General features: G+C 62.7%; 13 protein-coding genes. 11 read left to right on the top strand and 2 right to left on the bottom strand.

The features are described from left to right. The first annotated feature begins 112 nt into the window (after window positions 1–112). The 8 genes from tolQ (at window position 113) to ftsH (ending at window position 9378) form a co-directional block, all read left to right on the top strand. Window positions 113–823 (top strand): protein TolQ, encoded by a 711-nt coding sequence (tolQ, locus tag MESCI2_RS0114320; RefSeq protein ID WP_023811854.1) that lies wholly within the window; start codon window positions 113–115, stop codon window positions 821–823. Window positions 824–833: 10 nt separating this feature from the next. Beyond that, a complete protein-coding gene (gene tolR, locus MESCI2_RS0114315) occupies window positions 834–1286 on the top strand; it encodes a protein TolR (protein WP_023811855.1) in 453 nt (150 codons plus the stop codon). A gap of 7 nt (window positions 1287–1293) precedes the next feature. Beyond that, entirely contained in the window at window positions 1294–2451 is a 1158-nt protein-coding gene (locus MESCI2_RS0114310) for an energy transducer TonB family protein (RefSeq protein ID WP_027037187.1), read from the top strand. A 43-nt stretch (window positions 2452–2494) separates the two neighbouring features. Then, window positions 2495–3805 (top strand): Tol-Pal system beta propeller repeat protein TolB, encoded by a 1311-nt coding sequence (gene tolB, locus MESCI2_RS0114305; RefSeq protein ID WP_027037186.1) that lies wholly within the window; start codon window positions 2495–2497, stop codon window positions 3803–3805. 249 nt (window positions 3806–4054) lie between these two features. Further along, window positions 4055–4561, top strand: coding sequence for a peptidoglycan-associated lipoprotein Pal (gene pal, locus MESCI2_RS0114300; protein WP_013529149.1), 507 nt, complete (start codon window positions 4055–4057; stop codon window positions 4559–4561). A gap of 225 nt (window positions 4562–4786) precedes the next feature. Then, the gene (ybgF, locus tag MESCI2_RS0114295; RefSeq protein WP_027037185.1) at window positions 4787–5896 is read left to right on the top strand and encodes a tol-pal system protein YbgF; all 1110 of its coding nucleotides are present in this window, start codon (window positions 4787–4789) and stop codon (window positions 5894–5896) included. Window positions 5897–5953: 57 nt separating this feature from the next. After that, a complete protein-coding gene (gene tilS, locus MESCI2_RS0114290) occupies window positions 5954–7324 on the top strand; it encodes a tRNA lysidine(34) synthetase TilS (RefSeq protein WP_027037184.1) in 1371 nt (456 codons plus the stop codon). Window positions 7325–7449: 125 nt separating this feature from the next. Continuing rightward, complete coding sequence (gene ftsH, locus MESCI2_RS0114285) at window positions 7450–9378, top strand: ATP-dependent zinc metalloprotease FtsH (RefSeq protein ID WP_027037183.1); 1929 nt, start codon at window positions 7450–7452, stop codon at window positions 9376–9378. Window positions 9379–9623: 245 nt separating this feature from the next. Here the strand turns inward: ftsH and MESCI2_RS0114280 are convergent, their stop codons facing one another. After that, a complete protein-coding gene (locus tag MESCI2_RS0114280; protein ID WP_027037182.1) occupies window positions 9624–10076 on the bottom strand; it encodes a hypothetical protein in 453 nt (150 codons plus the stop codon). A 243-nt stretch (window positions 10077–10319) separates the two neighbouring features. Continuing rightward, complete coding sequence (locus tag MESCI2_RS0114275) at window positions 10320–11177, bottom strand: hypothetical protein (RefSeq protein ID WP_027037181.1); 858 nt, start codon at window positions 11175–11177, stop codon at window positions 10320–10322. Between the two features lie 368 nt (window positions 11178–11545). On the opposite strand from MESCI2_RS0114275, the gene glmM reads away from it, so the two are divergent. The 3 genes from glmM (at window position 11546) to MESCI2_RS0114260 (ending at window position 14969) form a co-directional block, all read left to right on the top strand. Next, a complete protein-coding gene (glmM, locus tag MESCI2_RS0114270) occupies window positions 11546–12898 on the top strand; it encodes a phosphoglucosamine mutase (RefSeq protein WP_027037180.1) in 1353 nt (450 codons plus the stop codon). 251 nt (window positions 12899–13149) lie between these two features. Further along, window positions 13150–13983, top strand: a complete 834-nt coding sequence (locus tag MESCI2_RS0114265) for an outer membrane protein (RefSeq protein ID WP_027037179.1) — start codon at window positions 13150–13152, stop codon at window positions 13981–13983. A 212-nt stretch (window positions 13984–14195) separates the two neighbouring features. Next, a complete protein-coding gene (locus MESCI2_RS0114260; protein ID WP_027037178.1) occupies window positions 14196–14969 on the top strand; it encodes an outer membrane protein in 774 nt (257 codons plus the stop codon). The last annotated feature ends 55 nt before the right edge of the window (window positions 14970–15024 follow it).

Here is a 15024-nt window from a genome sequence, read left to right as displayed (position 1 = left end):
AGGCCGAGAACGGCACAGTTTGGGGTTGTTCCGGTAGCTTCGTGCGAACCGACCACAAGGGATGCCAGGGGCCAGCCGCCAGCTTCGCCCGGAAAATCTTAAGGACGTAACGATGGAAAATATCGCACTCGCCGACCCGGGCGCGCAATTGTCGGTTTGGTCGCTGTTCGTTTCGGCCAGCTGGGTGGTCAAGCTGGTCATGATCGGCCTGCTCTGCGCCTCGGTCTGGACCTGGGCGATCATCGTCGACAAGCTGGTTTCCTATGCCCGCATGCGGCTGGCGCTCAACCGGTTCGAACAGGTGTTCTGGTCCGGGCAGTCGCTGGAAGAGCTTTACCGCACACTCGCCGATCGCAAGACAACCGGCATGGGGGCCATTTTCGTGGCTGCGATGCGCGAGTGGAAGAAGAGTTTCGAGAAGGGCGCCAAAACGCCGCTCGGCCTGCAGACCCGCATCGACAAGGCGATGGACCTGGCGCTGACCCGCGAGATGGAAAAGCTGGAAGGCCGCCTCGGCTTCCTCGCCACCACCGGCTCGGCGGCACCCTTCATCGGCCTGTTCGGCACCGTCATCGGCATCATGACCTCGTTCCAGGCGATCGCCGGCTCCAAGAACACCAGTCTCGCGGTGGTTGCGCCCGGCATTGCCGAAGCGTTGCTGGCGACGGCCATCGGCCTGCTCGCCGCCATTCCGGCCGTCATCGCCTACAACAAGCTGTCGTCCGACGCGAGCAAGATAGCCGTGCGCATGGAAGGGTTCTCCGACGAGTTCTCCGCCATACTCTCGCGCCAAATCGATGAAAAAGTGGCCCCCAAGGCCTGAGGAGTAGCAGATGGGTATGTCCATGGGCATGGGAGGACGCGGCGGACGCGGCCACAGGCGGCGCGGCCGTCACCATGCACTGATGTCCGAGATCAACGTCACGCCGATGGTCGACGTGATGCTGGTGCTGCTGATCATCTTCATGGTCGCCGCACCAATGCTGACGGTCGGCGTGCCGATCGACCTGCCGGATACGCAGGCCAAGGCGATGAATGCCGACACGCAGCCGATCACCGTCTCGATCAACGCCGCCGGCCAGATCTATCTCCAGGAAACCGAGATCCCGATCGAGGAGCTGGTAGCCAAGCTGCAGGCGATCTCGAAGACCGGCTATGAGGAGCGCATCTTCATCCGCGGCGACAAGTCCACCGACTATGGCACGGCGATGAAGGTGATGGCCCGCATTTCGGCCGCTGGCTACAAGAACATCGGCCTGGTTTCACTGCAGGAACAGGACCAATAGACGCGCGATGAAGACCGGCCTCACCACATCGGTGATCTTGCATACAGCGGCGCTGACCTTCGGCCTGTTCACGCTGACGGCGCCGGCGGCACTTCCGTCGTCCGACGTCGAGTCGGTCGCTGTCGATATCGTGCCGATGGAAGCCATTGCGCAGACGTTGCAGGGCGACAAGAAGGCCGTGATGCATGAAAAGCCGGCACCCGTGCCGACGCAGCGCCCGGACGTCGTTCCTGATGCGCAGAAGGTCGGCGAGAACAGCGTCGACACCGACAAGCCGATAACGCCGGAAGCCAAGCCGAAGCCCGTCGACATGACCTCGGCTCCGCCGCCCGCGCCGACCCCGATCGAAAAGCCGAAGCCCGAGGACGTGCCGAAGCCGCAGGAGAAGCCCAAGCCCACCCCGGCAACGGAAGTGGCGCCGGCGCCGACGCCCAAGGAAGAGGTCAAGCCCGAGCCGGTCAAGCAGCCCGACCCCAAGCCGACACCGGCCAAGCCGGCGCCAACCCCGCCGCCGCAGGACAAGACCGCCGCCATCGATCCGACACCCGAGGTCAAGCCCGACGCCGTCGCCGAAGCCATAGCGCAGGAGCCCCCCGCCGAGGCGACGCAGCTGCCCGACTCGGCGCCCGCGCCGGAGGCACGGCCGAAGCCGCAGCCGGCGCAGGCCGAAAGCGCCAAGGCGCCGGAGCGCAAGAACGCCGACAAGCCGGTCAAGGAAGCGTCGTCGAAGCCGAAGTCCGATGACAAGCAATTCAACGCCGACGAGATCTCCGCGCTGCTCGACAAGCAGAAGCCATCCGGCGGCGGCGCCAAGCGCTCGACCCAGCAGGCGTCGCTCGGCGGTGATAAGGATCAGGGACAGAAGCTTTCCAGGTCCGAAATGGGTGCCCTGGAAAGCCAGCTCGGCGGCTGCTGGACCCTGCCTGTCGGCCTTGAAGGTTCCGAGAATTTCGTCGTCGTGGTGCGGTTCAACCTGGATGCGTCCGGCAAACTGGACGGGCGCCCGGCGGTCGAAACGTCGAGCGGTAACCGTCAGTTCGACGAAAGTGCCGTTCGTGCGGTGCAAAAATGCGATGTCACTGGCCTGCAAGTTCCCGCCGGCAAGCAGGACATCTGGGCCGACGTCCGCGTCACCTTCGATCCAAGGGAGATGCTGGGCCTCTAAGGCGGCCCGCGTATCCGAAAATCAGTACGAGAAGCGAGAAGACATGAAATCAATCCTCAAGCCGCTCCTGATGGTCGCAGCAATGGCGATGGGCATGACCGCGGCAGGCACGTTGCCGGCGCTGGCGCTCGTCGAGCTCAACGTCAACAAGGGCAACGTCGAGCCGCTGCCGATCGCCATCACGGATTTCCAGGGCGGTGACGCGCTTGGGGCGCAGATTTCGCAGATCGTCACCGCCGATTTGAAGCGTTCGGGTCTGTTCGCTCCGATCGACAAAAGCGCCTTTATCGAGAAGATCACCAACCCCGATGCAGCACCGCGCTTCGACGACTGGAAGGTGATCAACGCGCAGGCGCTGGTCACCGGCAGCGTCAGCAAGGAAGCCGACGGCCGCATCCGCGCCCAGTACCGGTTGTGGGATACCTTTGCCGGCCAGCAGATGGCTGGCGAGCAGTTCTTCGCCAACGACGCCAATCAGCGCCGCGTCGCCCATATCATCGCCGACGCCATCTATGAGCGGCTGACCGGCGAAAAAGGCTATTTCGACACCCGCGTCGTCTTCATCGACGAATCTGGCGCCAAGAATGCGCGCAAGAAGCGCCTTGCCATCATGGACCAGGACGGCGCCAATGTGCGCTATCTCTCGGACGGCAGGTCGATCGTGCTGACGCCGCGTTTCTCGCCGAACCGGCAGGAAATCACCTACATGTCTTATGAGAGCGGTCAGCCGCGGGTCTACCTGCTGCAGATCGAGACCGGCCAGCGCGAACTGGTCGGCAATTTCCCCGGCATGACCTTTGCGCCGCGCTTTTCGCCCGACGGCCAGAAGGTGACCATGAGCCTGCTGCGCGACGACGGCAATTCCAACATCTTCGCCATGGACCTGCGCAGCCGCTCGACAACGCGGCTGACCAACTCGACCGCCATCGACACCTCGCCGTCCTATTCGCCCGACGGCAGCAAGGTGGTGTTCACCTCCGACCGTGGCGGCCGCGCACAGATCTACGTGATGGGCGCCGACGGCTCGGGCCAGACGCGCATCTCCTTCGGCGACGGCGTCTATTCGACACCGGTATGGTCGCCGCGCGGCGACCTGATTGCCTTCACCAAGCAGACCGGCGGCGAATTCCAGATCGGCGTCATGAAGACCGATGGATCGGGCGAGCGCATCCTGTCCTCCGGCTTCCAGCAGGAGGGACCGACCTGGGCGCCGAATGGCCGCGTGCTGATGTTCTTCCGCGATTCCGCCGGTGGCCCCAAACTGGTTTCGGTCGATCTGACCGGACGCAACGAGCAATCGATCCCGACGGCGAACTTCGCTTCGGACCCGGCCTGGTCGCCGCTGCTTGAATAGGTTCGGCTGAATTGCCACAGATGCTGAAAAGGGGCCGTTTTCGGCCCCTTTTCCATGCCTTGGTCGCGTTTTGGCCGTATTTACGCCTAGGGTCCGCGTGAAATGTGGCTTCAGGCCAACGGCTGTGGACGGGCAGCTTAAACCAAAATTTAACCGTGTTTCTTGAATGCCGGTTAACCCAAACGTGGTTACTGGGTGATCAACGAAATCACTCAAATTAGATCACTCGAAATACGAAGGAGAGGCGGCATGGGCCGTATCGCAGCACTTACCAGAAACCCGGTCATGATCGCGCTGGTGGCGATGCTCGCCATCGCAGGTTGCGCCTCGAAGAAGACGCCGAACAACGCGGCCGATCTTGGCCTTAACGGCGCCGGTGCCGCAACACCCGGATCGGCGCAGGACTTCACCGTCAACATTGGCGACCGCATCTTCTTCGATACGGACTCGACCTCGATCCGTGCCGACGCGCAGACGACGCTCTCGCGCCAGGCGCAGTGGCTGAACCAGTACAAGCAGTATGCCATCGTCGTCGAAGGTCATGCCGACGAACGCGGAACGCGTGAATACAATCTGGCGCTCGGCGCCCGCCGCGCCGCCGCCACCCGCGACTTCCTTGTCGCCAAGGGCGTCTCGGCCAGCCGTCTCAAGACCATTTCCTACGGCAAGGAACGTCCGGTCGCGGTTTGCGACGACATCTCCTGCTGGTCGCAGAATCGCCGCGCAGTCACCACGCTCAGCGGTGCTGGCTCCTGAGGCATCACGCAGCCGACCGGCGCGTCAAAGAACGCGCGGCCGTCTAGCGGTAAAAATGCAACATACCTGTGCGAAAGGCGGCCCTTGGGCCGCCTTTTTCATATCCGGACGCTCGAAACAAAATTTGGCCGAAGTCTCGGCTCCTGCTATGAGCCGAGGGCGCTTGGCTGGTCCCATTCTGATTGGAAGGCGCGAACAAGCTAACGAAATCACTGCGAGAGGCACATGCATTTGAGATCGGTTCTGAGCGGCACGCTTGCGCTGCTGCTCCTATCAGGCATCACCGCCCTGGCTAGCGGCACCGGGGCGCGCGGCACAGGGCAATCAACCGACAGCGGCTTTACCTTCCATCTTCCCAGTATCGAATTGCCGGGCTTTTTTGGTCAAAAGGAGAAACCGAACCAGGTTCAGCTGGTGCAGTCCGATCCTGCCGCTGTCACCAGCCTGGAAGACCAGCTGCGGCAGATGAACGGCAAGATCGAGGAACTCAATTTCCAGGTCCTGCAGATGCAGGAGCAGATCCGCAAGCAGCAGGAAGATAATGAATTCCGCTTCCAGCAGCTGGAAGGTGGCGGCACGCAAGGCGGACAGCCGCCGGCGCAGAAGAAATCGGACGCCACCACCGGCACCGACAACGACGTGGCAGCGGCCCCGGCAATACGGGCGCCGGCCGATGCCGGCGCCGCGCCCGCCAACGACCAGTCGGCAGGCGGCAAGACGGTCGAGGACGTCATCGTCGAATCTCCCGATGGCGACCCCGGCAAGGTTATTCCCGGTACGGGAGCGCCGGAAAAGAATTTCGGCACCATTACCGTCGACAAGAATGGCAATGTCATCGATGCCGGCGGCAACACACAATCGACCGCGCCGGCGCAGGACACCGCGCCAGTCGCCGGGGGCGTCTCCAAGGCCGGCAAATCCGATACGGTGGTCGCGGCGTTGCCCGCCACCAACAACCCGGAGGAGCTTTACCGCAACTCCTACCAGTTCATCCTCTCGGGCGACTACGGCACCGCCGAGCAGGGTTTTCGCGACCACATCGCCCGCTTTCCCAAGGATGCGAAGGCCGCGGACGCGCACTACTGGCTGGGCGAGTCATTGCTCGGCCAGCAGAAATACCGCGACGCGGCCGAGACGTTCCTTGCGGCCAGCAAGGACTACCCCAAGGCCAAGAAAGCTCCCGACATGTTGCTGAAGCTCGGCGTGTCGCTGGTCGGCCTCAAGCAGCATGACGTTGCCTGCGCCACTTTCAGCGAGGTCGGCAAGCGCTACCCCGATATTTCCAGCGCGCTCAAGGAACGCGTCAAGCAGGAGAAGGCTCTGGCTGCCTGCTGATCCTTGTCATACATGTCGTTGTCCTGAAACCGGGATCACTTTTGGGCGACATGCATTATGCTCGACACCGAGCCGGACCTTTCGACTAACCCTTTTTCGCATATCGATTTTACCAGCGGCGCTGTTGCGGCCGTGTCCGGCGGCAGCGACTCGACCGCCCTGCTCCTTCTTCTCAAACACCATCTCGACCGTACGGCGCCGGCAACCAGGCTGCTGGCGGTGACGATCGACCACGGTTTGCGGTCCGGTTCGGCTGCGGAAGCGCAAACAGTGGCGAAGCTGTGCGCCAGACTCGGAATTTCACACCGCATCCTGACATGGTCGGGCCCCAAGCCATCGACCGGCCTGCCCGCCGCTGCTCGCGAGGCGCGCTACCGGCTGCTGGCCGAGGCGGCACAAGCCGAAGGCATCGGCATGATCCTCACAGGCCATACCGCCAACGACCAAGCGGAAACGGTGCTGATGCGGCACGCGCGGGACGAGGGCCAGGGCCATGCCGGCATGGCCGGCCGGGGACTTGCCGGCATGGCACCGGCCACCCTCTATGACTGGCGCGCGTGGATCGTGCGGCCGCTTCTCGGGTTGCGGCGCGCGGCACTACGCGACGTCCTGCGGCGTGAGAATGTCGGCTGGGCCGATGACCCGACCAATGTCGACGCGGCCTTCGAGCGGCCGCGCATGCGGGCAGCCCTTGCCGACGGCAACGGTGCGCGGCGCATCGACGATGCGCTGGCGCTGGCCACGCATGAGGGTCGTGCGCGCAGTCAACTCGGCCTCGCTGCCGCAAGCTTGATCGGCGAATTCGCGACCCAGCCGGCCTGCGGGCTCATTCGCCTTGATCCGCTTTTGCTGAATACAGGCGACGAGCGAGCGGCTGTCTATGCGTTGCGCATCCTGCTGGCCACGACCGGCGGGATTGCCTTTCTGCCGGATCAGGCCCGCAGCGAGGCGCTGTTCGGTCGGCTGAGGGCTGGATTTCTTTGCGCCACATTGTCGCGGACGGTCATCGATTCCCGGCGCTCCGGCATCTTCGTGCGCCGCGAGGCGCGCGGCCTCCCCGCCGCTGCCACCGGCAGCATTCTGTGGGATGGCCGCCGGCGCATCGCATTGAACGACAGCAGCGGCGCATTGTTGATTGCCCCGTTCGGCACGGCAGCGGCGAAGCGGCTGGCGACGGGCGATGGAAAAACCCCGCCGAGCCTGAGGCGCGCCGCGCTCGCCGCCGAGCCGGCGTTGTGGCAGGCCGGTGAATGCCTTGGTTTGCCTGGATATGGACTGAGGCCCGCGATGGTGGAAGTGCGGCCGGTCGTTACCCCTTTCGACCGCTTCCTGCCATCCTTCGACCTGGCGCCGGCGCGGGCTGTCGCCAGGCTGATTGGCGCGGCCCCGGTGCCGCCCTTGCCTTTCAGCGGCCACAGTGCCGGCTGATGGTTGCGCGAAAGCTTAACCCAGACGTGCTGTTCTGCTTGGCAAGGGGGGACGCTCTCCCTATGTTAGGCGCAAGTTTCCTCTCATGACGCGTGTCCGCCCCGCGGATGCCAACGGGACAATTGATGAATCCGAACTATCGCAACCTCGCGCTCTGGGCGATCATAGCGGTCCTGCTCATAGCCCTGTTCAATCTGTTCCAGACGCCGCAGACGCGAGGGGCTTCCAGCGATGTGCCTTATTCGCAGTTCCTGCAGGATGTCGCGGCGGGCCGGGTCAAGACGGTGACCATCGCGGGCGCCCGCATCAGCGGCACGTACACCGACAATGCCAGCGGCTTCCAGACCTATTCGCCCGGCGATCCTTCGCTGGTCTCGCGGCTGCAGGACAAGAACGTCACCATCAATGCGCGGCCTGAAACGGACGGTTCCAATTCGCTGTTCGGCTATTTGATCTCGTGGCTGCCGATGATCCTCATCCTCGGCGTCTGGATATTCTTCATGCGCCAGATGCAGTCCGGCTCCGGCCGCGCCATGGGCTTCGGCAAGTCGAAAGCCAAGCTGCTCACCGAAGCGCATGGCCGCGTCACCTTCCAGGACGTTGCCGGCGTCGACGAAGCCAAGGAAGATCTGGAAGAGATCGTCGAGTTCCTGCGCGATCCGCAGAAATTCCAGCGGCTCGGCGGCAAGATTCCGCGCGGCGTGCTGCTCGTCGGCCCTCCGGGAACCGGCAAGACGCTGCTCGCCCGCTCGGTTGCCGGCGAAGCCAATGTGCCGTTCTTCACCATTTCCGGTTCTGACTTCGTCGAGATGTTCGTCGGCGTCGGTGCAAGCCGCGTCCGCGACATGTTCGACCAGGCCAAGAAGAACGCGCCCTGCATCATCTTCATCGACGAAATCGACGCTGTCGGCCGTCATCGCGGCGCCGGCCTCGGCGGCGGCAATGACGAACGCGAGCAGACGCTGAACCAGCTGCTGGTCGAGATGGACGGCTTCGAGTCCAACGAAAGCATCATTCTGATCGCTGCCACCAACCGGCCCGACGTGCTCGATCCGGCACTGCTCAGGCCAGGCCGCTTCGACCGCCAGGTCGTGGTGCCGAACCCCGACATCGTCGGCCGCGAGAAGATCCTCAAGGTGCATGTGCGCAACGTGCCGCTGGCGCCCAATGTCGATCTCAAGGTGATCGCGCGCGGTACGCCGGGCTTTTCCGGCGCCGACCTGATGAACCTTGTCAACGAATCCGCGCTGATGGCGGCACGGCGCAACAAGCGTCTGGTCACCATGGCGGAATTCGAGGACGCCAAGGACAAGATCATGATGGGCGCCGAGCGCCGCTCGTCGGCCATGACGCAGGCCGAGAAGGAGCTCACCGCCTACCATGAGGCCGGCCACGCCATTCTCGCGCTCAACGTGCCGTCGGCCGATCCGCTGCACAAGGCCACCATCATCCCGCGCGGCCGCGCGCTCGGCATGGTCATGCAGTTGCCGGAAGGCGACCGCTATTCGATGAGCTACAAATACATGGTCTCACGCCTCGCCATCATGATGGGCGGCCGTGTCGCCGAGGAGTTCAAGTTCGGCAAGGAGAACATCACCTCGGGTGCCTCTTCGGATATCGAGCAGGCGACCAAGCTGGCGCGCGCCATGGTCACGCGCTGGGGCTTTTCCGACAAGCTCGGCCATGTCGCCTATGGCGACAACCAGGAAGAAGTGTTCCTCGGCCACTCGGTGGCGCGCACACAGAACGTCTCGGAAGAGACCGCGCAGATCATCGACGCCGAGGTGCGTCGCCTGATCGACGAGGCCTATTCGTCGGCGAAGTCCATCCTGACCAAGAAGAAGAAGGAATGGATCGCGCTGGCGCAGGGCCTGCTGGAATACGAGACGCTGTCCGGCGAGGAGATCAAGCAGTTGATCGCCGGCCACAAGCCAGCGCGCGACCTTGGCGACGACACGCCGCCGAGCCGTGGCTCTGCCGTGCCGAAGTCCGGCGGCCGGCGCAAGAAGGGGCCGGAGCCCGAAGGCGGCATGGAACCGCAGCCATCGAGCTGAGCTTGACCACTGATTTCATCGAACGCCGCGGCTTGCTCCGCGGCGTTTTTTGTTTTTGGCGTTGGGGAGGAGTTGCCCGCGACCTCGCATCTGCGACGGTGACGATTGGCGAAAGCTAGGTGATAGCCAATCTCCCCCTTGCGGGGGAGATTGGCAAGGTCGCCGCTGGCGTGCCCTCGAAGGCAATAAAAAGGCCCGCGAACCCTGCGGTTCGCAGGCCTTCTCTTCTTCAGATGTCTTGTCGCTCAGCTCTTCAGCTTGGCATTGCACATGCTATAATAACCGCCGCCCTTCTGGATCCAGCGAAGGCCGTTCAACGTGCCCGCGTCCTTGTTGCCATGGTAGCCCTGCAGACAGGTCTTCATGCGCGCCTTCGCGGGCTTTTCGGTCTTGAACTCGGCGGCCAGCGTGGTCGGGAATGTCACCCCCGCGGGCGCTACAGTGGGGGCGACCGCCGCGCTGATTTCCTTTTTCGTCTGCGGCTCGGTTTTGACCGTATCCTCGCTGACACTGTCCGCTGCTGATGTCGCGCACTTCTCCTTGCGAAAAGCCGTCCAGTCCATGCCGTTCAGAGTGCCGCCTTCCTTGGCTGTTCGATAGGTCTCGCCGCATTCCTTCATCGTCAGTGCGCTTGCGGGGACGACGCTCCAAGCGACAAATGCGGTCGCAGCCAATACCGCCAATTTCAAACTGTGCATAAGACCCTCCTGGTTGATAATAAGTTTGACGTCTTTTTGTATATGGTTTGTTCTCTATATGTTCAACCAGAATCTTTACGGACTGCCGATGAGCTTGGCGGTGGGCAGTGTAGGCGAATTGATGATGCCGGCAGCCCGGCGACATGCAGATGCGAGCAAGGCAGTGTGCGTCTTCGCGCAACAAAAAAAGGCCAGCGCATCTTGCGATGCGCGGGCCTTTGTTTGGAGACTATGGCTAAGCGCTCAGCTCTTCAGCTTGGCGTTGCACAGGCTGTAGAAGCCGCCGCCCTTCTGGATCCACTTCAGGCCGCCGAGCGCGTTGGCGTCCTTAAGGACATAGTACTGGTCGAGGCAGGTGTGCATGCGGCCTTTTCCGGGGGTCTCGCTGGCGTATTTCGCCGAGATCGCGGACGGGAACTTGACGCCCTTGGGCGCAGCCGTCGTCGGCTTCGCCGGCTCCTTGGTGTAGCTCGCCTCGTCGGCGGCTGGCACCGTGTCGTCATCCGAGGCGCCGGCGCCGCATTCGGCCTTGCGGAAGTCATTCCACTTCATGCCCTTTAGCGTGTTGGCCGTCTTGGCAGCCTGATACTTGGTGCTGCATTCGGCCATGGACAGACCCTTGCCGCCATTGTCTGCGGGAGCCGCGGCAGCCTTGGTGGTTGCCGGCTTGGCGGCAGCGGCGGATGCACCGGCGGCGCATTCGGACTTGCGGAAGTCGTTCCACTTCATGCCGTTCAGCGTGCCGGCAGCCTTCGCCGCCTGGTACTTGGTGCTGCATTCCTTCGCCGTCAGGCCCTTCGCAGTGCTGTCGTCGGCCGCGGCGGCAGCCTTGGCGGCCTTGGCCGGCTTCGTCTCGGCAGCCTTCGTGGTGTCGGTTGCTTTCTTGGTATCGGCCGGCTTGGCGTCGGTCGTCGCCGCGGCGTCGGTGCCGCACTGAGCCTTGCGGAACTGGTTCCAGGTCGCGCCGGAAAGTGTCCCCGCATCCTTGGCGGCGTTATACTTCGTGCTGCACTCGGCCATCGTCAGTGCGTTGGCTGGCGCGGCCAGGAACAAGGTCGCGACGGCGAGGCCGGTCAAAGTGGCAAGTCGGTGGATGAGCATAGCGTTTCTCCGTTGCAACAGCCCATGATACGTCCCTGCAAATCAATAACGCTCAACGGTCGGTTGCGCCAGATGCCAAGTGGCGTATATATCGCCGAAAACCGGCTTCTCCCGATAAGGTGATGAAATCGTTGTCCGTTGCCTGGTTCAGAGCAAGATTTTCCTGGTGCATCCGCGCCGAAAGGCTCGCATGACTTGTATATTGCAGCATGGCAGTCTGGGCATGTAAGGTTGCGGCCACGTTGTGTGCAGTGCACAACAATGGTTTTCTAAGGATTGGTAACGTATAATCACACAATGTGATCATAGCGCCCTGGCCAATTGTGGCATGACGTGCCGGGGAAGAAACGTCGAGGAAGCTGACTAGCATGGCAGGGAATTATTTCGGCACGGACGGCATTCGCGGACGCGCCAACAAGTTTCCGATGACCGCTGAAATCGCGATGCGGGTCGGCATGGCCGCCGGACTGTCTTTCCAGCGGGGCAGCCATCGACATCGCGTCGTGCTCGGCAAGGACACCAGGCTTTCCGGCTATATGATCGAGAATGCCATGGTCGCCGGTCTTTGTGCCGCCGGCATGGACGTGTTCCTGCTCGGCCCGATCCCGACGCCGGCTGTCGCCATGCTGGTGCGTTCGCTGCGCGCCGATATCGGCGTCATGATCTCGGCCTCGCACAACCCCTATTACGACAACGGCATCAAGCTGTTCGGGCCCGACGGCTACAAGCTCTCCGACGAAATCGAGGAGCGCATCGAAAGCATGCTCGACAAGGATATCGAACTGGCGCTCGCCGATTCCGACGGGCTTGGCCGCGCCAAGCGCGTCGACGGCGTGCATGACCGCTACATCGAATTCGCCAAGCGCACCTTGCCGCGCTCGATGTCGCTCGCGGGCCTGAGGATCGTCGTCGATTGCGCCAATGGCGCGGCCTACAAGGTGGCGCCCGAGGCGCTGTGGGAACTGGGCGCCGAAGTCGTCGCCATCAATGTCGAGCCCAACGGCTTCAACATCAACAAGGAATGCGGCTCGACCCATCCGGCCGGCCTGCAAAAGAAGGTGCACGAAGTGCGCGCCGACATCGGCATCGCGCTCGACGGCGACGCCGATCGCGTCGTCATCGTCGATGAAAACGGCGCGATCGTCGATGGTGACCAGATCATGGCGCTGATCGCCGAATCCTGGCACCAGAGCGGGCGGCTTGCCGGGGGCGGTGTCGTCTCAACCGTGATGTCCAATCTCGGCCTCGAACGCTTCCTTGGCGACATGAAGCTGCAATTGCACCGCACCAAGGTTGGCGACCGTTATGTCGTCGAGCATATGCGCGCGCATGGGCTGAATGTCGGCGGCGAACAGTCGGGCCATATCGTACTGTCGGATTTCTCGACCACCGGCGACGGCCTGGTTTCGGCGCTGCAGGTGCTGGCCTGCATCAAGCGGCAGGGCCGGCCGGTCAGCGAACTATCGAAGAAATTCGAACCCGTGCCGCAACTCCTGAAGAACGTCCACATTTCCGGCGGCAAGCCGCTCGAGGAGGCGCCGGTCAAGGCCGCCATCGAAGACGCCCGTAACCGCCTCGGCAAGACCGGACGGCTGGTTATCCGGCCATCCGGGACAGAGCCGCTGATCCGCGTGATGGCCGAAGGCGACGACCCGCAACTGGTCGAGTCCGTCGTCAACGGCATCGTGGAAGTCATCTCGGAAACGCGCAGCGCCGCCTGACCCCCACAGCGCCCGCCCGGCGGGAGTCGTCGCCTGAACCTGTCCAAGGCCCGCCCTTCGGCGGGCTTTCTCTTGTCGGCTGCCAGTCTGTTCGCTGTTCGGAAATCTCGCACCGGTCCCAGAAGTTTCGAGATTCGTGGTTAAGCAACAGGGTTAAATGCCTTTTAACCTTTGCAATTCATTATCCACGACTGAAAGCCAATCGCATTTCGGGCGGGTTCGCCGTTCCGAGCTTTTCAGGGGTGACAAGCATGTTCAAGACAGCACGAAAGGCCCTGCTCGCCTTACTGTTCGCGGGCCTGGCAGGACCGTTGTTCGCGGCCGACCTGCCGGAACCGATGGTCGAAGAGGCACCGCCTCAGGCCGTCTACGAGCAGCCGGCGGAAGTCGGCGGCTGGTATATCCGTGGCGACATCGACTATCACAAGTCGACCGTGCGCGGCATCGACTATACGACTTATACCGTCGATTGTTGCGGCGTGGTCACGCCCGGCACCAGAAGCTTCGATTTCGGCAAGCTCAAGGGCGGCTTCTCGCTTGGTGCCGGCGTCGGCTACAAGATCAACGACCACTTCCGTACCGATCTGACCGCCGACTACTGGTTCAAGTCGAACTTCAACGGCGGCACTTCGGATCTGCTGACGACGTCGACCGAAGTGTCGAAGATGAGCGCCTTGCTGCTGCTGGCCAATGCCTATGTCGATATCGGCACCTGGCATGGTATCACGCCCTATGTTGGCGCTGGCATCGGCGGTGCGCGCGTCAAGTGGGATACTGTCTACGACCCGAACACCACCGAGACCAATCCGGGAGCATCCAACTGGCGTTTCGCCTACGCTCTGATGGCCGGCGCTTCCTACTGCCTGACCGACAAGATCATCCTCGATGCCGGCTACCGCTACTCCCATATCCAGGGTGGCCGCATGTTCGAGTGGGACGCAAGCAGTGCTGGTCCCGGCTTCGACCGTGGCATCAACACGCACGAAGTGCGCGGTGGCCTGCGCTATCAGTTCGGTGGCAGCAACGGTTGCGCCGCGCCGGTCGTTGCCTACCAGCCCGAACCCGAGCCGATCTACACCAAGTAGCGCCATCTCACATCACTTGAATTCTTCGAAAAACCGTCCGGCCTCAAGCCGGGCGGTTTTTCGTTTGGGCCGCCTGGTATCAACAGCGGAAATGAATTCGCTAACGCTCTGTTAGCCTTAACCGCCACTTAACCACTATGGTTAACAATGCTCCTTGAAACGATGGCGGCCGCTGCGATTGCTTGCGGCGCAAAATCCGGGAGTCGGGGACCATGAAACTTACATCGCGTATGGCGCTGGCGCTCGGTGCACTAGCCCTCCTGCCGCTGACGCCGGTGCACGCGGCCGACTACGATCCGCCGATCTATGTCGACCAGGCACCCGACTACGTTCCTGTCGAGGTCGGCTCCGGCTGGTATCTGCGCGGCGATGTCTCTTATCTGGCTCAGAAGAGCTTCAAGGATCAAGATTTCGCCACCGACACCGCAGCCTTCAGCGACAAGGAAGATCCGATCTTTGCCAGCATCGGCTTCGGCTACCATTTCAACGACTATCTGCGCGCCGACCTCAATCTCGGCTATCTGCCCGGCAATGAGATCGGCGTCGGCTATGATGACACAGGGACTGTGGTAGCGCCGGACACGGCAACCGTGGCATCGGCATCCCTGAAGAACTACGCCTTGTCGGCCATACTCAACGGCTATGTCGATCTTGGCACCTATGTCGGCATAACGCCCTATCTCGGCGCCGGTATCGGCGTCGTCCGCAGCAAGCGCAGCCTCTCGGCTAGCTACTTCACCGACAATGGCGACGACACGGACGATTTCGCCGTAAGTGACAGCAAGACCCAGTACTCGCTGGCCTACACGCTGAACGCGGGCCTCGCCTATCAGGTATCGAAGAACGTTTCCGTCGACCTGGGCTATCAGTATTTTTCCGCCCCCAACGCCGAATACGTGACGGCCGAGAGCCTCGATTCCTATCCGGTCAAAAAAGGTATCAGCAACCATCAGGTCAAGCTCGGGCTGCGCTACGATCTCTGGTAGGCGCGGCGAGCACGAGAGATCGGGACGGCGGATCTTCGGGTCCGTCGTTTGCATT

The sequence above is a fragment of the Mesorhizobium ciceri WSM4083 genome (genome assembly GCF_000519305.1).
Classification (GTDB): domain Bacteria; phylum Pseudomonadota; class Alphaproteobacteria; order Rhizobiales; family Rhizobiaceae; genus Mesorhizobium; species Mesorhizobium ciceri_B.
This window is presented reverse-complemented; position numbering and strand designations above follow the sequence as displayed.